Source organism: Alteromonas sp. ABH4_454 (assembly GCF_056311775.1).
Genome location: NZ_CM149972.1, coordinates 2,120,355 through 2,141,138 on the forward strand (window position 1 = coordinate 2,120,355; position 20,784 = coordinate 2,141,138).

At 44.4% G+C, this 20,784-nt stretch carries 12 protein-coding genes and 2 pseudogenes; 3 read left to right on the top strand and 11 right to left on the bottom strand.

Annotation, left to right across the window (positions count from 1 at the left end; all coding sequences use genetic code 11):
- Window positions 1-55: 55 nt before the first annotated feature.
- The 9 genes and pseudogenes from ACYX4W_RS09235 to ACYX4W_RS09275 form a co-directional block, all read right to left on the bottom strand.
- Window positions 56-760: a DUF3379 family protein gene (locus tag ACYX4W_RS09235; RefSeq protein ID WP_476075344.1), complete on the bottom strand. Its 705-nt coding sequence runs from the start codon at window positions 758-760 to the stop codon at window positions 56-58.
- Window positions 753-1,310: a sigma-70 family RNA polymerase sigma factor gene (locus ACYX4W_RS09240; protein ID WP_476075345.1), complete on the bottom strand. Its 558-nt coding sequence runs from the start codon at window positions 1,308-1,310 to the stop codon at window positions 753-755. Before ACYX4W_RS09240 ends, ACYX4W_RS09235 begins: the two co-directional genes overlap by 8 nt.
- A gap of 116 nt (window positions 1,311-1,426) precedes the next feature.
- On the bottom strand, window positions 1,427-3,280 hold the full coding sequence (locus ACYX4W_RS09245) for a DUF885 domain-containing protein (protein ID WP_476075346.1): 1,854 nt from the start codon (window positions 3,278-3,280) through the stop codon (window positions 1,427-1,429).
- A 204-nt stretch (window positions 3,281-3,484) separates the two neighbouring features.
- Entirely contained in the window at window positions 3,485-5,278 is a 1,794-nt protein-coding gene (locus ACYX4W_RS09250; protein ID WP_476075347.1) for a BatD family protein, read from the bottom strand.
- Window positions 5,279-7,328 (bottom strand): annotated as a pseudogene (locus tag ACYX4W_RS09255) (vWA domain-containing protein).
- The gene (locus ACYX4W_RS09260; RefSeq protein ID WP_474854276.1) at window positions 7,328-8,404 is read right to left on the bottom strand and encodes a vWA domain-containing protein; all 1,077 of its coding nucleotides are present in this window, start codon (window positions 8,402-8,404) and stop codon (window positions 7,328-7,330) included. Before ACYX4W_RS09260 ends, ACYX4W_RS09255 begins: the two are co-directional and overlap by 1 nt.
- Window positions 8,397-9,017 carry a DUF4381 domain-containing protein gene (locus ACYX4W_RS09265; protein ID WP_474854278.1) on the bottom strand — a complete coding sequence of 207 codons (621 nt, stop codon included), beginning with the start codon at window positions 9,015-9,017 and terminating at the stop codon, window positions 8,397-8,399. Before ACYX4W_RS09265 ends, ACYX4W_RS09260 begins: the two co-directional genes overlap by 8 nt.
- Entirely contained in the window at window positions 9,017-9,991 is a 975-nt protein-coding gene (locus tag ACYX4W_RS09270; RefSeq protein WP_476075348.1) for a DUF58 domain-containing protein, read from the bottom strand. The genes ACYX4W_RS09265 and ACYX4W_RS09270 overlap by 1 nt, the downstream gene beginning before the upstream one ends.
- 3 nt (window positions 9,992-9,994) lie before the next feature.
- Window positions 9,995-10,951, bottom strand: a complete 957-nt coding sequence (locus ACYX4W_RS09275) for an AAA family ATPase (RefSeq protein ID WP_474807947.1) — start codon at window positions 10,949-10,951, stop codon at window positions 9,995-9,997.
- A gap of 472 nt (window positions 10,952-11,423) precedes the next feature.
- Between ACYX4W_RS09275 and fadI the strand changes: the two genes are divergently transcribed.
- The 3 genes from fadI to ACYX4W_RS09290 all read left to right on the top strand — a co-directional run bounded on the left by fadI (window position 11,424) and on the right by ACYX4W_RS09290 (window position 15,300).
- The gene (fadI, locus tag ACYX4W_RS09280; protein WP_474831292.1) at window positions 11,424-12,734 is read left to right on the top strand and encodes an acetyl-CoA C-acyltransferase FadI; all 1,311 of its coding nucleotides are present in this window, start codon (window positions 11,424-11,426) and stop codon (window positions 12,732-12,734) included.
- Window positions 12,735-12,753: 19 nt separating this feature from the next.
- Window positions 12,754-14,895 (top strand): fatty acid oxidation complex subunit alpha FadJ, encoded by a 2,142-nt coding sequence (fadJ, locus tag ACYX4W_RS09285; RefSeq protein ID WP_476075458.1) that lies wholly within the window; start codon window positions 12,754-12,756, stop codon window positions 14,893-14,895.
- Between the two features lie 207 nt (window positions 14,896-15,102).
- Window positions 15,103-15,300, top strand: coding sequence for a hypothetical protein (locus ACYX4W_RS09290; RefSeq protein ID WP_461851276.1), 198 nt, complete (start codon window positions 15,103-15,105; stop codon window positions 15,298-15,300).
- Between the two features lie 95 nt (window positions 15,301-15,395).
- On the opposite strand, the gene ACYX4W_RS09295 is transcribed toward ACYX4W_RS09290, so the two are convergent.
- The gene (locus tag ACYX4W_RS09295; RefSeq protein ID WP_476075349.1) at window positions 15,396-15,566 is read right to left on the bottom strand and encodes a hypothetical protein; all 171 of its coding nucleotides are present in this window, start codon (window positions 15,564-15,566) and stop codon (window positions 15,396-15,398) included.
- A 299-nt stretch (window positions 15,567-15,865) separates the two neighbouring features.
- A pseudogene (locus ACYX4W_RS09300) lies at window positions 15,866-20,423 on the bottom strand (EAL domain-containing protein).
- Between the last annotated feature and the right edge of the window lie 361 nt (window positions 20,424-20,784).

A 20,784-nucleotide genomic window follows, 5' to 3' on the forward strand; every position in this document is an offset into this window, starting at 1 on the left:
ATGAAGGGAAGTGCATAAATTCAGCACTTTTTTGGAACAAGGAGCAAGCTTTTTTCTAGGCCGAAAATTGAATCCTTTCAGATACGGCTTTTTTCATTTCACTTAAGTCAGCATCTTTGTCGCCCACTATCATGACATTGGCGTGTCTCATTTTGATGCTTTCGCCGTGGTACTGGTCGTCAGAAAATTCGCTAGGTACAGTGATATCACCGCGCTCAGGCACAACAAATACCGACATTTTCCCTTGCGGCGTATCAACGATAAGGTGCAGGCTTCTCACTGTACTTAAGTGACAATAGTTCACCACTTCAACACCATCAAGCATCTCACTGAAGCTACCGCCAAAGCTTGCCAATTTTGCATTTACCATATTCAAATCAGCTGGAAGTAGCGAATGCGCAGTTTCCATTTCGGCATACTGCATATGCGCTAGCGCTTGACCACCAATACTAAGCGGTTGGTGGTACCACATGGTAAGTCCGATACCAATAGTGAAAGCAACGGATGCGGCCATCGCCAAATACCAACGACTTCTGCGTTTGTAGCGATTGAACTCGTCAGTCGACTGTTGCCAAATGAGCTTGCTAGCAAGGTCTTCTGGCACATCGACTTTTAAGGCTTGCTTTAATTGCTTATCTAACTGCTTTTGTTCATTCCAGAAATTGCGTTTACTTTCATCCGCTTTCGCTGCTTCTACAACATCACTGTCAGTCGTTTCTGGATCGGCGTAGATTCGACGCCTAAATTCTAACTCATCCATTTATACGACCTCTCTGTTCATTTTGTTTCTCTAATGCCTCTTTCAGCTGGTTTCTCGCTCTAAATAAACGCGTCATTACTGTGTTTTTATTAAGCCCTAACTGGTTGGCAATCTCTTCACCACTGAACCCGAAAATCAATTGAAGGATTAACGGTTCGCGGTATTCCACACTAAGCCCACCTAACAGTCGCTGAAGCTCTCTGTCTTTCAGGTCGCCGTCTGCATGTTGGGTGTCATCTTGTATATGACAATCGTCAATATCTACCGTGTCGAATTGCTTGCGCTCGAACCTGCGGGCATTCTCACGACGAAGAATGGTTATTAACCATGACTTTGCCGCCTTTTCATCATTTAGGGCGTCTAACGATCGCCACGCACGTAGAAACGTTTCCTGTACAACATCTTCAGTAATGCTCTGGTCTTTAATAAGCCAGAATGCATAGCGGTAAATGTCGGCGTGGAATGCCTTTACCAGTGCTTCATATCTTTGGTGTTTTGCTTTCATACCCGATAAGACCTGACCACTGTCGGATTTATTTCGCCCAAACATAAAAAAATCCAAAAACTTAAAGAATTTTCACTATGGCACAAAAAACGCGCCATTTCGTTAGCCGAAAGGCGCGTTTTTATTTTAATTCCAGTGATCAGAGCACCTATTAAGGAATGCTAAGCACCTTTTTGAGTGGTTATCCAAGCGTTGATGTTTTCTTCTAGTATAGAAAGTGGTACTGGACCGTATTTTAGCACCTCGTCATGGAAGCCTTTCCAGTCAAACTTGTCACCAAGTTCAGCTTGAGCATGCGCTCTAAGCTCCATGATTTTTAGTTTGCCAATCATATAGGCGGTAGCCTGACCTGGCATAGCTATGTAGCGCTCAATGGCTTTTTGCGCGTCATACTCAGGGTTTGGCGTATTTTCAATGAGGTAATCTACAGCCTCTTCACGGGTCCACTTCTTCGCATGAATACCCGTATCAACTACAAGCCGACATGCGCGCCATAGTTCCATGGCTAGGCGGCCGAAATCAGAATAAGGGTCTTCATAAAAGCCCATGTCTTTGGCAAGTTCTTCGGTATATAGACCCCAGCCTTCTGTGTACGCAGTAAAGCTCAAGAACTTTTGAAATTGCGGCACGCCTTCAAGCTCTTGTGCAATGGCACGCTGCATGTGGTGACCGGGAATGCCCTCGTGATATGCCAGCGCCTCTAGCTGATACGTCGGCATCGCTTTCATATCGTACAGGTTTGCATAGTAAATACCTGGGCGGCTGCCGTCTTGCGCTGGGCTTTGATAAAACGCTTTGCCCGCAGACTGTTCGCGGAATGCTTCGACGCGTTTAACAATCATTGGCGCTTCTGGGAGAATTCCAAAATATTCAGGAATAGCTTCTCGCATGTCATCTATGGCAGTTTTCGCCATATCAAGGTATTGCTGTCTGCCTTCATCTGTTGAAGGTAAATAGAATTGTTCGTCTTCACGCATGAAAACAAAAAACTCTTGCAGCGTACCCTCAAATTTTACCTGTTTCATAATGTCGCGCATGGCGTTGTGTATGCGCTCTACATTATCTAGGCCAATTTGATGAACTTCATCAGCAGTAAGGTCAGTAGTAGTAAACCAGTTAAGGCGATTTTGATACCACTTATCGCCGTTAGGTAAGCGCCATACACCATCGCCTTCAGGGGTTACTTCACGCTGGTGGGCGAGTTCTTCAATAAACTTTTCGTACGACGGCATGACTGATGTTACCAAAGCGGCCTTTGCTTCACCTAGCAGCGTGGTTTTTTCAGCTTCTGTAATATCAAGGTTGTTTACTTTGTTTTGGAAATCTTCCCAGATAGTTGACGGTGTTTCACTTGAATCAAATGGTGCGCCGGTAATCACGTTTTTCGACGCATCAATCATTTGGTCATATGCCCATGCTGGTGGGAATACGCCGGCTTTTTCACGGACTTTCATCTGTTCGATAACTTGGTCAAAGTAGGTGCGTACATTGTCCAAACGACCAATATATGCCTGGGCATCTTCTTTGCTTTTTACACTGTGAATATTAATAAGAAAGCTAGGGACTTGGGTATGCGCAGCGCGAAACTGATGCACAATGTAGCGGTGGTGTCTAAATTCGTCGTTAGCTAAATCACGTTCAATGCCAAGCTTATACAGGCGCAAGCTTAACTTTTCTTGCTCGCTTAACTTGCTGGTGTCGAAACTACTAAGCTTCTCTAAACGGTTTTTGGCGATAGCAACACGGGCATCGGCCTCCTCATCACTGATGTCGTCCCACTTGTCATAATCCCACTTTTTACCGAGGTAACTCTGGAATAGGGGAGAGCGCTTAAGATCTTCTTCGAAAGTACGCTCAAAAAACGCATTAAGGCGTTCAGACTCAGACTGTCCAGCAGGCTGTTCGGTTTTTATCGGCTCTGGCGCTGTTTGCGCGGTTTCACTTGCTGGAGAGCAAGCAGCTAATGTGGTAACTGCCAACGCAATTGGCGTTAGCTTTAGTAGTGTTTTCTTCATTCTATTCCCCGTCGCGTTTAATTGATTATTTTTATAGGCTACAAGCGGTTCGGATTTTTGAGCCTCTCAAAGGGCACTAAAGACCGAGACTTGTGCTGAATATTAACTACAGATAATGCGTTCAAAACCCTTGCGGCTGTCGTTCAGCTCTATACAAGGGCTTTAATTACGCAGGTTTCCGTGTATTAGCAAATGAAATGCGTTTTATGAAGCAGGATACAAGTTAGATAGCGTGTGGCTGTTCTTTGCACCTGTTTGCTGCCATTTGCTGCGAGCGCGCTTTATTTCATCGGTAAGTTTTTCTAACGTCTTAGATACTTGTTCCGATTGAGCACGTTTATCAGTTTGACTAGCCGAGAAGCGTAGTGCGTAAAGCTCATTCACAGCGGTGTTAATTCCTTCAAACTGTGAAAGTTGCGCTTTCCCGGCAGTTAGTGCGTTTATCCATTGCTTAAGAGTAAGTGTTACTGAGCTGGTATCTTTTGCTTTTATCACTGCCATCAGTTTTTGATATTGGGCTTTCTCATCAAACTCCGCTGTAGGAATTAGGCGCTGTTTAGGGCCGTGAGCATTTCCGATGAACTGAGCTTGTTTAAGTTTTCTATAGGTAAATAGCCACCCGATAAGCGCGACCAGCAAAAGTGCAAGTAGTACACTGCTCACAATCCAATCAAACTGTGTTTTTTCACGAATACTAGCGTTATCGGCATTGCTATTAGACGGTTTGCTTTCCTTACCCGAATCGACGTCGGGCTTAACTGCTGCTGACGGTAAATTACTTTGAGTATCGCCTACGGTCTCATTGCTTGTAGGTGTAGTGTTGCTTGGGGTACTGCTGCTCGTTGCCGGTACTACTGTAATAGAGCGAGCTGGAATTGTGGCATACTCAGTTTTTTGAGTAAGCGTATTAAACCAAGGAATAGTAATTTCAGGCAAAACAAAGTCGCCAGGCTGTGTTGGAATAATTGCTAAAGACGTTTGGCGCTGTGAAATTAAACTCTGGTCTTTTTCAACAGTCGTTGTATTTGATTGATCTGGATATAACTTAAAGTTCGGCGGATAAAACTCAGGAATATCAGGAAGCTGTTCCTCTACTACACCCAATGCAGTTAGCGTAACTATGCGGGTGACTGGTTCGCCTGCAACAAAGTTATCTCCTTGCGGCCACTCTTCGTCAACGCGAACCATTTCAGAAGGTAACCAAGGATAGTCAATTCCTTGAGGGATAGGCTTAATGTTTACCGTAATGTCAGGACCAACACGATTAATTTGCTGGGTACGATTAAAGAAGCCAAAACGCTGGTTAGTATTAGCCGCCATAACTTCACCGGTAAAGATGGGGCCCCTTAGCGTGAACTCTCCTGAAGCTTGAGGAACAACGGCAAATTGACGCTCAATAATCTGATACCGTCTGCCGTTTACTATATCGGTATACTGTTTATCTTCACCTAGCTGAGTAATTTCCGCATTTTGCATTTCTGGTGCTTGCAAGCTGCCCCGCTCAATATTGCTAGAGAGAAAAAGCTTAACAGTGTACAGCAGTTGTTGGTTTAAATAGGCCTCGTCCAAGTCGATATCTGTAGTAACAAAATAGTCGCGGGCCACATTGCTTTGTTCTTGAACAGGAATAACTTCAACTTGAATAGGCTTTGTTGATTTCCCTTCAATAGCTAATGAAGGAATTGTGAAGGTACCTTCTTTACGAGGGAATAACGTGGTGGTCCAAACGGTAGTGCGTTTGGTGTCAAAATTGACGATAGACGTTTGGCTACTTACCGATGTCCTGCCCACTACAAAATCTTTCAATAGGGGAGAACTGTCAAATGCATCTCTGTCGGCGCTTCCATCTGCCGTAATGGTTAAACGAATAGCTTCATCTAGCATAACCGGATTGCGGTCAATGGTTGCTTCAACTGAATTTACATCTGCATGAGCAGGCGCGCTAATAAGTAGGGTTAGTAAAAAAATTATTCCTGTAGATTGTAATAAGGCTCTCATCTACCAATCACTCCGGTTTGAAGGCATACGTTGACGCTGACGTTTTTGTGCTTCTAATTGCATTTTTCGTTTTAGTAAGAATGCTGGGTCGTCTGGCACGCGACGCATTAAACCTTCCATTCGCTGTAGTTCTTCTTTTTCTGCATCGGTAAGCTCGGCTTCTTGACCTTGCATTGCCTGCGCTTCCCGCTGTGCTTCTTGTTCGTCTTCTCGCGCTTGCGCACTAGCTTGCTGAGTGTTTTCTTGCTGTGCACTATCACCTTGCTCAGACTGTTCTTGTTCCGCATTTTGCCGCTGAGAGTCTGATGACTCGTTTTGATTATTCATCTCAGTATCATCAGGCTGCGCCGAGTTATCTCCGCCATTTTGTTGTTCGTCATCAGGAGAGCTGCTCTTGGTTTTGGTCAGACTGTTGTCCTTCAGTATTGTCTTGCTGGCCATTCTGATCATTCGAACCCTCCTGATTGTTCTGATCTCCTGGTTGCTTCTGGTCATTATCTTGCGAGTCACTTTGTTCGCCATCATCACCATTTTCGCTTTGATTCTGGTCTTGCTCTTGTTGCTGCTGTTTCAGTAAATCCTCAACAATTTTTTTATTAATTTTCGCGTCTTCAAACTCAGGTGCCTCGTCTAAAGCCTGCTCGTATTTCTCGATCGCTTCTTCAAGCTTTCCGAGTTTGGCCAATGCATTGCCCTGATTGTAAAGGCTTTCAACACCTGGGATATTTTTGTAAGCATTTAAAGCACCTTCATAGTCACCTGACTTAAAAAGGGATGATGCTTTCCACGCTTCGCTATTGAACTGGCTAACGGCGTCTTTGTATTTACCTCTTTGATATTTATTCAAAGCTTCCTGATCATCATTCATAAATGGTTTTTGCCACCATGCAAGCGGTTCAGGTCTATTTGTCGTTACTGGCGCAGGCTCTTCCGACAGTTTCGTGCTTGGAATAGATTGAGCGCCTTGAGACGTACCTATATTTTGTGCAGCATGGGCGTTTTTAACTATTGAAGGGCTTAGCAGGCCAACCAATACGATAAATACTAATCCGCGTTTAAACGCAAAGGCCGCAAATGGCAGAAGTAGTAGCAATAAGTAAGGGCCAACTTCTTTCCACTGATCTCCCTGTAAATTACTTTCTTCTTCATTCTCTTCACTGCTGCCTTTATCTAGCAGCGATACCGCAGCGAGAGCATCAATGTCACTGTCGTTAGAAGTAAAGGATTCAAAGCGACCACCACTTGTTTTCACTACACCTTCCACCGCGCTTTCATTTAGCTTGGGTATAACGATGCTGCCGGTGAAGTCTTTTAATAGCTCGCCGCTTTGCTGGCGAATAGGCGCGCCTTCACTTGTGCCAACGGTAAGTGCATTTACCGTAAAAGGGACAGATGCCACATATTCTTGAAGTTCTTTTTGCTGCTCCAACTCTATACCGTCAGTAATCCAATAGATCATGCCTGTGTTATAACCCGCATTTGTTAACAGTTCAGCAGCACTTTCAATACCCAGCAACGGGTCGCTTCCGGGGACGGGCATTATCTCGGGTGAAAGACTGGGTATTAGCGTAGTAATATTCCCAGCATCTTCGGTCAAAGGGCTTATAACAAACGCATCGCCAGCGTAAGCAACCAAGCCCATTTCACCCTCGCCGATGGCGTTAACTAAGTCTATGGCTTTGTATTTAGCCCTTGTCAGTCTGTCTGGTGTCATATCGGTCGCACGCATCGAGAGCGACATGTCTATTACGATAACGTGCCCCATTTTTAGTTGATAAACCGGCTGAGGCAGGCGTTCCCACGTTGGGCCGGCGAGTGCTGTAACACTTATTACCCACACAAACGCCAGCATCCACATTGGCGGCTTTACACCCATTTCGGTCTTTCCAATCACCATATGTTGATAAAGGTGAGGAGGGATAACCGATTGCCAGCCAGATTGTTTAGCCGTGGTTTTTCTAATTAAAAGCACAAGCAGCATCAAAGGAACGAGCGCGATAAACCATTCGGGGCGTAAAAAATGAAATTGGTTTAAGAAGTCGAAATTCATTATTTCGTCTCCCTATTTGTTTGAGTTACTTGTGCTGCGTTAGCCGTATTTAGCTGTTGCGTTGACGTGTTATTCCGCTTTTGTATGAACCAACGAAATGAAGAAATCGAAATAGTGAGGAAAACCCAAAGCGCCGACAATAAAATTGCAGCCGCTAGAGGGTAGTAAAACAGCGCGCTCAGTGGACGCATTTTCCGAGTTTCGCCTTCGATAGGCTCAAGTGCATCAAGCTGTTGATAAATTGCCTGAAGCTCTTGGGCATTTCTCGCCCTAAAGTATTGGCCGCCGGTAGCGGTAGCAATATCAGTTAACATGCCTTCATCAAGTTCTTGCGACGGGTTTATCTGTCGGCTGCCGAAAAAGCTTTGGATCAGCATTTTGTCGGCGCCCACGCCAATAGTGTAAACCTTCACACCTTTGCTTATAGCCAATTCTTTAGCTTGCTCAGGCGTAATATTTCCTGCGGTGTTTTGTCCGTCGGTAAGAAGAATTAATACGTTATTAGATTCTTCTCGTTCGTCAAAGCGCTTCACTGCTAAACCAATGGCATCACCTATGGCAGTTTGTTCTCCAACTAAGCCAATCACAGCTTCACTGAGAAGCGTAGAAACGGTGTCTCTGTCATAGGTTAGCGGCGCCTGAACATATGCGGTATCGGCAAATAAAATTAGCCCGATTCTATCGCCCACGCGGCGCTGAATAAAGTCATACACCACTGATTTTGTCATGGTTAAACGGTTAACTTGTCTTCCATTTAGCTGCATGTCGTCTATCTTCATGCTGCCAGATAAGTCTACCGCCAACATCATTTCTCGGCCTTCATTCGGTATGCTAACAGGTTCACCTAACCATTGAGGGCGTGCGGCAGCTGTTACGAGCAGTATCCATATTAAGCTACTTGCTATTAGCGGTATTTTGGTTTGTTTCAACTGGGTTTGCTCTGACACATCACCAGGTCGCAAGCTGGGAACCCGCAGCGCTGCCATAGGCATTTCTTGGGCTTTTTTAGAAAGAAGGCGTACGATAATAGGCAGGGGGAGTACGAAGAAGACCCACCACCAAGCAAAATTAAGCATGATGCGGCTCCTTTACATTTTCAGAGGAAAGGCCATTCACCGTCCGCTTATTTTTCGGGAGCTTCGCTTTCGAAAGCCAACTTTTTACCGCCCCTTTGCAGGTTTCAAAGTCACTTGGGTTAGGGTTAGCTTGGTAAACATTGCTTATCAATAATGCCAAGTCACCTTCAAGCTTGTTATCACGGCTTTTTAGCGCAGATGTTAATAACGCTTGCCATTGTTTGCCGTATAGCCCAGCAACCTGTTGAGTAGAGTAATAGCTCATGGCGGTGCGCTTCAAAATAGAGTTTAGGGCTACCGGCCAATTACTTTGTTGTGCTGAAACTGATTCGAGCAATGCTAATGCTTGCTTACGAGGCTTGTTATGCCGTACATGAGCAGAAATAGCTTTATAGAGACCAAATAACACTAATAAAACCACGGCGATAAGTACCCACCAACCCCAATCTAATGGCCAAATACTGACCTCATTGGGCACGTGTATATCGCGCAGCTGGGCGAGGGGGTCTTGCTGCTGAGGCGCTGCCGGCATTTGATGTGTAGGTGGCATCGACTGTACTGACTTTGGTAAAAGGTTTGATAAAAAATGGGTTGAAAGATTATTGCTTTGCATTAATTAAGCTCCAACCGTTGTTCTTGTTGCATGCTTTGAAGCTGTTCATCTAACGGAAGGCCGGCACTCACACTGAATCTGGCGATGTTAATTTTGCGCAACGTATCGTAAATTGCGCTGTTGTGTTCATTTCGCCATTTTAAATATTGCTGTTGTTCGGTATTGTCACCTAATACCCAGCGCTGTTGATTGTGACCATCTGAAACGCTAACGCTTTGCAGTGAATTGGTTTGTGGCAAGGCATGCTCTATCGGGTCATGGATCACGATAGCCCTTACTTCACAATGGCGCGTTAAGTGACTTAAATGCTGAATAGCCTGGGTACTTAAATGCTGAAAATCTGATACCAAATAAACTAAGCTTCCTGGCCTAGCTAAACGTCTTGCGCGGGCACAAGCATCAGCAAAAGCTTGTTCGTCTTTTGCTTTGTCAGCTTTAGACTGTGTGCTTTGTTCATGTAATGCCATAAGCTCATGACAAACGTGAAGTACGGCTTTTTTACGAGTAAGGGGCTTAATTTCTTTGTGCTGTTGTTGGTTAAATACCAATGCGCCAACCTTATCGCCGCGGGCCGCAGCAGACCAGCTAATCAATGACGATACATGCGCGGCCTGAACGGCTTTGGTAAGCAGTTGCGTACCAAAGGCCATTGAAGGCAGATAATCACAGAAAAGAAAAACCGGGCGCTCCCGCTCTTCACGGTACACTTTAGTGTGGGTTTTACCCGTGCGCGCAGTAACACGCCAATCAATAGCGCGAATATCGTCACCGGGTTGGTAGTGACGGGCCTCGTCAAACTCCATACCTCGGCCTTTGTGCTTAGTCAAATAACTCCCAGCAAGTTTGGCTTGTGGCATACGTTTTGGCGCCAAGCTAAAAAGCTTGGCCAACTGCTGGTAGCGAAGTAACTCTGCACTAGACAGCGAGACACCGTTACATTGCAGCTTACTCAGCTGCGCTCGTACATTCACCATAGCTTAAGGAACTGCGACAGTAGCAACAATCTTATCGAGTACGTCGTTAATCGTTATACCTTCTGCCTCAGCTTGATAAGACAAGATAATACGATGGCGAAGTACGTTATGAACCACGGCTTGAATGTCGTCAGGGCCGACAAAATCTCTACCGCTAAGCCAAGCGTGGGCGCGTGCACAGCGGTCCAAGCTAATAGTGGCGCGAGGACTTGTTCCCATCGCTATCCACTGGCCTAATTCTGCATCAAAATTAGCTGGCTGACGGGTCGCCATTATTAGTTGTACCAAGTATTGCTCTAGCTCTGGTGCCATGTATAAGGACAAGGCTTCTTTGCGAGATGTAAATATATCATCCTGAGTTAGCGTAGGCGGTGTAATAGGCGGCTCTGAAAGCGCTTCGCCTCGAGTTAAGCGCAGTATTTCTAATTCAGTCTCTGCACCTGGATAATCTATGTCTACGTGCATTAAGAAACGGTCAAGCTGCGCTTCAGGTAGGGGATACGTTCCTTCTTGCTCTAATGGGTTTTGCGTTGCCATAACTAAAAATAGCGGGGGCAGGGGATAAGTTTTACTGCCCACGGTAATTTGGCGTTCAGCCATAGCTTCGAGCAGCGCAGATTGCACTTTGGCTGGAGCACGGTTAATTTCGTCAGCTAACACTAGGTTGTGAAAAAGGGGCCCTTTTTGAAAAACAAACTCGCCGGTCTCGGGGCGATAAATGTCTGTCCCGGTTAAGTCGGCCGGTAAAAGGTCTGGCGTGAACTGTACACGATGGAAATCACCGTCAATACCGTTAGCTAATGCATTTATTGCACGTGTCTTTGCAAGTCCTGGTGGGCCTTCTACTAGAAGGTGGCCATCGGCCAAAAGAGCGATTAGAAGACTTTTGGTTAACGCACTCTGACCAATAATCTGCTGGTCTAAATAAGCGTGTAACTGTTGAAATTGCGCTGCTGCCATAATGCAAAGTTTCCGTTTGAGTTCTCGTTATCAGGAAGTGTCAGTTGGACAATGGGGTTAACTAATCTATTAAAAAGTGATCGCCTTAGTAAAAAGTGAATTAATTAACCTTACGCTAGTCACACTTTACCTTAGCCACTCTTTACCTTAGCAAGACTGACACAAAACAGACTTTAATTTCGATATAAGGTTCATTCTATCTTTCTTCAAGTCGTTAAATAGTAATAAAAATGCGATATTTGGAAGGGCAATAACAAGTTACTTGGACCACCAGAGCGTATTTATAGAAGGCAAGAGGAAGTTTTGCCGATGGTTTGAGCTGCTCAGGTAAACTTTAGTTTCATTTATATTGCCCTTAGCTCTGCATTATTTGCTATTTTGTTCATTGTTTGTAAAAATCAGGTTTATTACAGGTCAGACCACTTTATAGCAACGAGCTAATCATGAAGTCGGTCATCAATTTAGGTGCATTATGGCAACAAAACAATCAGTTACTACCCGAGAGGGTGATCGCATCGCCATTGTCGCGGGGTTGCGTACTCCGTTTGCTAAAATGGCTACATATTTCCACGGCGTACCGGCTGTTGATTTAGGTAAAATGGTCGTAAACGAACTACTCGTTCGCCATGGTGTTCAAAAAGAATGGGTTGACCAAGTAGTTTACGGTCAGGTAGTACAAATGCCTGAGGCGCCAAATATTGCGCGTGAAATCGTACTTGGTACAGGCATGAACATTCACACAGATGCTTATAGCGTATCTCGCGCTTGTGCCACGAGTTTTCAGTCTACGGTCAACATCGCCGAAAGCATGATGGCTGGTACGGTCCAGGTGGGTATCGCAGGTGGTGCAGATTCAACATCAGTATCACCTATCGGCGTGTCTAAGAACCTTGCACGTGCTTTGGTAGATTTGCAGAAAACTAAAACTCTGGGTCAAAAGCTGAACATCTTTAAGCGTTTAAGCTTAAAAGACTTAGCACCTGTTCCGCCAGCAGTAGCTGAATATTCTACCGGTTTGTCGATGGGGCAAACGGCAGAGCAAATGGCGAAAACACACCAAATTTCTCGTGAAGAGCAAGACAAGCTTGCACATCGCTCGCACAGCCTAGCGGCTGAAAGCTGGGAAGCAGGTAAACTGTCTAGCGAAGTCATGACTGCCTACGCGGAACCGTACAAAGGCGCGCTTGAGCGCGATAACAACGTACGTTTCGATTCAAAGCTTGAAGGCTACGCGAAACTTCGCCCAGTGTTTGATAAGAAATACGGCTCTGTAACAGCTGCGAACGCAACACCGCTAACAGACGGTGCGTCTGCAGTAATTATGATGACAGAAAGCCGAGCCAAAGAATTAGGCTATACACCGTTAGGCTACATCAAAAGCTACGCATTCTCGGCAATCGACGTGTGGGAAGACATGCTAATGGGGCCGTCGTACGCGACACCTATCGCACTAGACCGTGCGGGCATGACGCTAAATGACTTAACACTAATTGAAATGCATGAAGCTTTTGCTGCGCAGACGCTTGCTAACGTTAAGATGTTCGCCAGCGACAAGTTCGCCAAAGAGAAACTAGGCCGCGATAAAGCGACTGGCGAAATTGACATGGACAAGTTTAACGTAATGGGTAGTTCAATTGCCTATGGTCACCCGTTTGCTGCAACCGGTACACGTATGATTACGCAAATGCTTAACGAACTAAATCGCCGTGGCGGTGGTACAGGTCTACTGACTGCATGTGCTGCGGGTGGTCTTGGTGCCGCAATGATCGTGGAGACAGAATAATATGAGTCAGGAACAAGAAATGACAAATGAAGTTCAGCCAACATCAGGCGCATTTACGCTAACTAAGCAAGATAATGGCGTTGCTATTCTTAGTATGGACGTACCTGGCGAGAGCATGAATACGCTTAAAGCTGAGTTTGGTGATGAAATATCAGCCATGCTTGACGATATCGAGCGCGATAGCAGCATTAAAGGCGTTGTATTAACGAGCGGTAAGCCAAGTTCTTTTGTTGCTGGCGCTGATATTAGCATGCTAGCGGCGTGTAAAACTGCTGAGGATGCAACGACTATAGCTGCGGGCGGCCAAGCTATTTTCGATAGAATTGAAAATATGAAGGCTACCTTCGTTGCTGCGATTCACGGCCCTGCGTTAGGTGGTGGTTTAGAGCTTGCGCTTGCGTGTCACTATCGCGTATGTACCGATTCATCTAGTACTCAGGTAGGTCTACCTGAAGTGCAGCTTGGGCTATTGCCAGGCAGTGGCGGTACTCAGCGTCTTCCTCGCCTAATAGGCATTCAGCAAGCAATGAAAATGATGCTAACTGGCTCACCTGCACGTGCCAAGCAAGCCAAGAAATACGGCATTGTTGATGAAGTTGTTCCGCATAGCGTACTTTTGAAAGTGGCAGAGCAATTTGCCCTTAAACGCAAGCCAGAACGTGAAGCGCCGCAAAAAAGCGCTATGGACAAAGTGTTAGAAAAAACGGGCCCAGGCCGTAACATGATGTTCAAAAAAGCCCGTGAAGCAACGTTTGCTAAAACCAAAGGTAATTACCCTGCGCCGGGTTATATTATCGACGTTATTGAAACAGGCATGAACGAAGGCATGAAAGCGGGCCTTAGAGCCGAAGCAGAAGCCTTTGGTAAGCTAGTGATGACGCCAGAATCTTTCCAACTTCGTCAGATTTTCTTTGCTACGACTGAAATGAAAAAAGAAAATGGTGTTGAAGGTGTTAAACCTGAAAAGATGAAGAAAGTCGGTGTGCTTGGTGGTGGTTTGATGGGCGGTGGTATTGCCTATGTAACGTCGACTAAAGCCGGTGTACCTGTGCGTATTAAAGACGTACGTGCCGATGGAATCGCGAACGCAATGAAATACAACTACGACATCTTAAATAAAAAGGTGAAGAAGCGTTTCATGCGCAACAGCGAAATGCAGAAGCAGTTAGCGCTTCTTACCGGTACACTGGATTACAGCGGCTACCAAGACGCGGATATCGTGGTTGAAGCGGTTTTTGAAGATTTAGACCTTAAGCAGAAGATGGTGGCGGATATTGAAGAGAACTGCAAAGAAAGCACGATCTTCGCTTCGAATACTTCGTCTATTCCAATTACACAAATTGCAGCAAAAGCAGCACGCCCTGAAAACGTGATAGGCCTTCATTACTTTTCGCCTGTAGACAAAATGCCCTTAGCTGAAGTTATCGCTCACGATAAAACGTCGGACCAAGTTATTTCATCAACGGTAGAGTTTGCTAAGAAGCAAGGCAAAACGCCAGTTGTTGTTAAAGACGGTGCGGGCTTCTACGTAAACCGTATTTTGGCCCCTTATATGAACGAAGCGGCAAACTTGATTCTTGATGGTGAGCCAATTGAGCACATCGACAAGTCTTTGGTTAAATTTGGCTTCCCTGTGGGACCTGTGAAACTACTTGATGAAGTGGGCATTGATGTTGGTACTAAGATTATTCCATTCCTTGTAGAGGCATTCGGCGAGCGCTTCACTGCGCCAAGTGCTTTCGATAAAGTACTTGCAGACGGCAGAAAGGGTAAGAAGAACCAGAAAGGGTTCTATTCTTATGAAGGTAAGAAGCCAGGTAAAGAAGTGGATGAGTCAATCTACGAATTACTTGGGCTATCACCATCTGCCAAGCTAAGCGAAAAAGAAGTTGCTGAACGTTGCGTGCTTATGATGCTAAATGAAGCTGCACGCTGTCTAGACGAGGGTGTTATTCGCAATGCTCGCGACGGCGACATTGGCGCTATCTTCGGTATTGGCTTCCCTCCATTCCTAGGCGGCCCATTCCGCTACATGGACACATTGGGCATTAAGCACGTAGTTGCTCGTTTAAACCATTATGCTACAGCAGTAGGTGATAAGTTTGCGCCTGCTGATGTGTTAGTAAAAATGGCGGAAAACGATCAAAAATTTTATAGCTAAGTTTATTAAATGTTAAAAGCCGGGCTCTGCCCGGTTTTTTTATGTCTAATATATGTTTTTGCTGGTTTATTGTTCTATTTTGAGTAGAATTCGCGTGATTAAAAAATGAACGTGTCAAATTGTTGGCGTCAATTATCAATGGGTTAACTTCGATAATTGATGGAAACAAGAAACTTCGCATAACTAAGTTAAACATCTGGAGGCAGTGTGATTTCACTCGTGGTACTAAGCGTTATCTTTTCTCTGTACTTTTATGTAGAAGCGTTTAAATGGGGAATGAACGCGAAGAAGTGGGCAATAGCGGGTTTTGCGTTAGGTCCAATCTTATTACCTATGTTCTCTATCTCTCGCCACATGCATTGGCGCAATGCGGTTGGGTTTAATAATCTTTATATCGCAGCGTAGTATAGCTATTACGCTCTATAGACCTACCCTATTATCTTCAGATATAAAAAAAGAGAGTATGTACTCTCTTTTTTTGAAAATCGTTTCAACTTCAATTAGAAGCCAATACCGCCACCATGGCCGCCACCAGTTTGAGGTCTTACATACTCTAATTGAGTAGTGGTTTCTTTTTGCGACTCAGGAGTTTGTTTAGCGCCTTCTTGAGTGTCGGCAGCAACTGGGGTAGCGGTAGAAAGTACTAGTGCAACTGCGTACTCTTTTAACATGTTGATTTCCTCTGATTATTATTTTGAACGAACAAACAAAGCCGATTTTTTATATTTGTTACCGGCACTTTAACCATTGCTAGTTACGTGCCAATATGTCTAATATTAAATTTAATTCTTTAAAAACAATTGCTTGCTTTGTGTTGAATGTTATTTTGAAAAAAGAGGGAACACTAGTGCCATTATAATGACACTAAAGTCTAATATACGAAGGTTTAAAGGGAAGGGCTTTGCCTCAGCTTGCCGTTTTAGGGGAGCTAAAGGGACAATTAACTCCTCTTATAAAGTGGCAGTGCCTTTTAGAACTGGCTATTACCTAAAAGCGTATGCAGCTTTTGATTTTCTGTAAGCAGCTTTTCAAAACGTTCTGCATTTAATGGGCGGCTGTATAGGAAGCCCTGCAACATCTCGCAGTCGTAGCGACGCAGTATCTCTAGTTGAGACTCTTCTTCTACACCTTCTGCTACAACTTTAAGGCCTAAGTTGTGCGCAATGTTAATAATGGCAGCAGCCATATGTCGGTCTACATTGCTTTTTGCAATGTCATCAATAAAGGCTTTATCGATTTTTAAGGTATTTAAAGGGAAGCGTTTTAGGTACGCAAGTGATGAGTAGCCAGTACCGAAATCGTCTAGTGCTAAGTGAATGCCCCGCTCGCGCAGTCGCGTCATCATTTGCAGGCCGTTTTCAGGGCTTTCCATCAGCGTACCTTCGGTAATTTCGCACTCAAGATGCAGTGGAGACAGACCGACATCGCTTAGTATTCTATTTATTCTGTCGTCCAAATCTGGCAGTTCGAACTGTTTTGCCGAAATATTGACGGCAACGCGCCCGCTAAACAAACCTTGCTTAACCCAGCGTTTAGTATCGGCGCAGGCCTTGCGAAGTACCTGCTCGCCAATCTCAATAATTTGGCCGGTTTGCTCTGCTAACGGAATAAATTGCCCCGGACTTACTATACCTTTTTGCGGGTGTTCGAAACGCACTAGGGCTTCCATACTGACTAACTTACCAGAGGCTATATCCACTTTAGGCTGGTAGTAAACGGTGAAAAGGTCGTCTTTAATACCTTGACGGATCAAGTTTTCAATTTGCAGACTGCCTAACCGCGTTTTGATTCATTTCACCACTAAAGAACTGATAGCTATTGCCGCCATTATTTTTTGCAAAATACATTGCTGTATCGGCATTTTTCAGCATTTCCTGTGGGGATTCACCATCGTCAGGGTAAAAGGCGATACCAATACTCGCGCCAAGCACAAACTCTTGTTTATTGATAATAAAGGGGCGCGACAAGGTATCTAACAAGCTTTGTGCGTAGTGGGTCACCGTATGAATATCGGCGTTATCTTCCATTAAAATACTAAACTCATCACCACCTAATCGATAGCAGGTCGCATTTTTTCCGGTAATGCGCTGTAGTCGCTTAGCAATTTGCTTAATTAAAATGTCGCCGGTTTGATGGCCCAAGGAGTCGTTAATCTTTTTAAAGTTATCCATATCCAAGCAAAGCAAGGAGTGGGCGCTAGATTTACGTACAAGATTCTGATGACTCGCTTGGAAGAACGAACGGTTAGGGAGTTCGGTCAACGGGTCGACATTGGCAAGTTTTAAAAGCTCTTTTTCAGTACTCTTACGAGACGTAATGTCGCTGAATACCCCTACAAAGTGACTTATTTTGCCGTCTTCATCATGCACGGCATCAATATTCAGCTCCATTTCGTAGCGCTCGCCGTTTACTCGCACGCTCTCTACTTCACCAGACCAGTTGCCTTTTGATTTGAGGGTTTTCTTAATTTCCTCGGTAAAGGCATCTGGGTATAAATGAAAATGCATAAAGCTGGCAAGGGCCTGGTCACGCGTTTCACCGGTATAGCTGCAGTAGGCATTGTTAACGCTAATAAACTTGAATTGGGTATTGGTAATAAATACCCCTTCTGAGATGTTCTCTATAGAGCGTTTAAACAAGTTAAGCTGCTCTTCAGCTTCTTTTAAGTGGTGAATGTTTTTGAGCGTGCCCGTCATTCGCACCGGCTGTTCGTTGTGGTCGCGCTCTACCACTTTTCCGCGATCAAGGATCCAAATCCACTGATTTTTGAAGGTTTTAGCGCGGTAGGCCAGTTCGTAAAAATCACTGTTGCCTTCTAAATGCTCTCGCAAAGCGGATTTAACCCGAGTAATGTCGTTAGGGTGAATGTTGGCATCATAAGCGCCAGTAGTACGAATATCGTCTTGAGGGAAATCTAACGTACCCCAAGTGTTTGCTCTGTATACCTGCCCTCGATATACATCCCAGTCCCACAGTTCATCGCCAGAGCTCCACAGGGTAAGCTTTAAACGCTCTTCCGACTCTTTTATGGCCAGTTGGTTCGCCTTTCTTATTTGGTACTGGCGAACAATAAAAGCAAAAATAGCCAATGCAATTAAACCGTAGAAAACAAGGGCTACGGTGTGAAGCCAAGGGGGGCGATCAATGGTTACTTTCAAATTTTTGCTTTCAGACCAAGCTTTACCCGGTTCTTTCGCTTGTACGGAAAATGTATAGTTACCGAAAGAAATATTGTTAAACTGAGCAGTACGTTCTTTGTCGACGTAAACCCAATCACTTTCAAAACCGGTAAGCTTGTACCTATAGGTTACTTGGTCTGGATAAACCGGATTAACAAGACCAAAGGAAATACTAAAGCGGCTTTCATCGTGCTTTAGTGCTAACTGTTCTTCGTACGTGATATTTTCTTTTAACGATAAGTAGCTTGAAGCCTCGTCATTTTCAACTGTTTTGCGTTTGGTCTTAGCCAACGAGCCAAACACACTAACTTGGTAAAGTTGCGGGGAAAGAGTGCGCTTTACTTGGTCACTTTCGCTTATAGCCTGCTTTGAAATTTTAACAAAGCCTTTGTTACCGCCAAAATAAATTGTCTTATCAGAAGTGGCAATGACAGCGCCTTCACCAAGTGAGTTAAATTCTAACTGGGCGTTAGGAATACTATCAGCCTCTCTGAGCGAAGGTAGGTGAACCTTGTGCACGCCCTTTGCATCGGAATACCAAATGTTGTTTTCTACCGCTGTTGTAGAGGTGATAAACCCGCTTTGATTGTCTCTCTTTTGTTTATGAAGTAGAGCGAAGCTTTTTTTATCTAACTGAATAACCCCATCGGAGCGCGTTGTTAACCAAAAACCAGATGACGTTTCATGTACGCCATAGACCAAAGAGTTGATGCCGTTGGACGAATCTAGCACTTGAATGGCCTTTCCCTCATTAACTGAGTATATGACTAGCTTTTCACCGGCCCTAAACCAAATGTTATTATTGTTATCCTCATATATCGCTAGAATATCTCTAGTTTTTTCAGTTGGTGCTGTTTTGATAACTTCTACGTTTCTAACTTCTTCAGAAATAGGGGGGGTGTTTATGGAAAAGACATGCCCAACCCCTACCTGCAACCAAATGGCTGAGTCTCCCTTGAATATATAATCGATAAACGATCCTTTGAAATACTCGCGAACTAAAGCCAAACCATCTTCCGTCTTTTGAAATACGAGTAAGCCAGCTGATGAGGCAATCCAGATATTATCATGGTCATCGATTTCAATATCCCAGTAGTGTATGGCGGGATCCATTTCTTCGAAAAAGTCGAAAAACGAGACATTTCCTGTTTCTCGGGATATTTTACCTAGCCCCTTTTGCTGAGAGATTAGGTAGAGTGTTTTATCGCTGCTTTCCGCAAAGCCCCACAATGTAGAAAAGTTATCGTCGCTATGGCGCTCGGAGTTGTAAACCGGTTGAAAGTGCACGCTTGCATATTCAGGGTGGTACTTAAAAGCGCCGCGATGAAAGGTTGCGGCCCACACCACGCCCGTACGGTCCTCAATTACTCGAAGTACGATTGCCGATGGAATGCCAGTAGAACTATAAATATCTGAATTTAAATGCAAATAATCAGGTCGATAATCAGCCGATATAGAGCTTTCAGCAGCATCTGACAATATAAACAGTCCGATATAAGTGCCCACCCAAATATCTTTACCTACGACAGAGATTGAAAAAGAATTAACCTCTTCGGTGACTCCCAAGTCATCGCTTTTAATGCGCTTTAAAATGCGGCCGTTAGAAGCTAAAACGATAAGGCCCTCATTTGTCGCTAACCAATAATTACCGTTAATCACGGCGATATCGTGAAGGGCACGTATATCTAGAGAAACCCCCCAGGGGTTGACTCTGCTCGCGTTGTGAATTTCCAGCGTTTCAGTATCTATTAGTGCAGCGCCGAATTTATTGGATCCAACCCATATACGGTTGGCCTCTTCAAAAATCACCTTTATAAAGCTTTCTTCTTTAAAGACTTGAGCAAGAACGCTTATTTGTGAAGTTTGTTTTGAATAGCGGTAAAGAAATTTGCGGTCAGCAAAAAGGATGTCACCATTTTTCGCTTCTGAAATTGCCGTGATTAAATCTGTCTTTATTACAGAGTTGTCTTTATTGAAGACTTTGAAGCTATCTGTATCTGGCTGATAAAGCGCCAGCCCTGAATGCGTTCCTACCCATAGTTGTCCTTCGGAATCGACAAATAGTGTTTGAATGTAACCGGAGGGTAAGGAATTGGGATCGACATCTGATGGGTGGTATTGCTTTACGTCATAACCTGAATAGCGATTAAGGCCATTTGACGTTGCCAGCCAAATAAAGCCCATGTCATCTTCCACAATATCTAAAACCGCGGTGTCTGATAGGCCGTGTTGCTTATTTAACTCTGTGAAATGAAGATCAGAAACTTCTATCGCCTTTGCAGGATTAGAGTAAATTCCTGACAAAGCCAACAAAAGAAGCAGCATTGAATAAATTAGGGTTGAGCGCACCTATACACCTTTGGCATACGCCATTTATTATTTTTTTATTTTTACTGGCAGCATCCCTAACGACCAGAATAATAAATATGCCGAATTAACTGAGTCTCCACAAGCACTTTTTAAGGTTTGCAGGGATGATGGGTTACTTATTGAGCAACCTCAGATAAATTCAGCGTCTATTTATCGACACCTCGGTCAAAAACTTGACGTTTATATCTTTTTTAAATCGCTGGTGAGTATGTGTTTTCTATAAGGTGTTGACAATAAAGGGGATATTCTGGAGAGGTTAACCGCGTTATTTAAGAAAAAGCAATGAAGTTAGCGCTAAACTAATGCATAAGATGGTCCTTAAACAAAAAGCAGAGTAGTT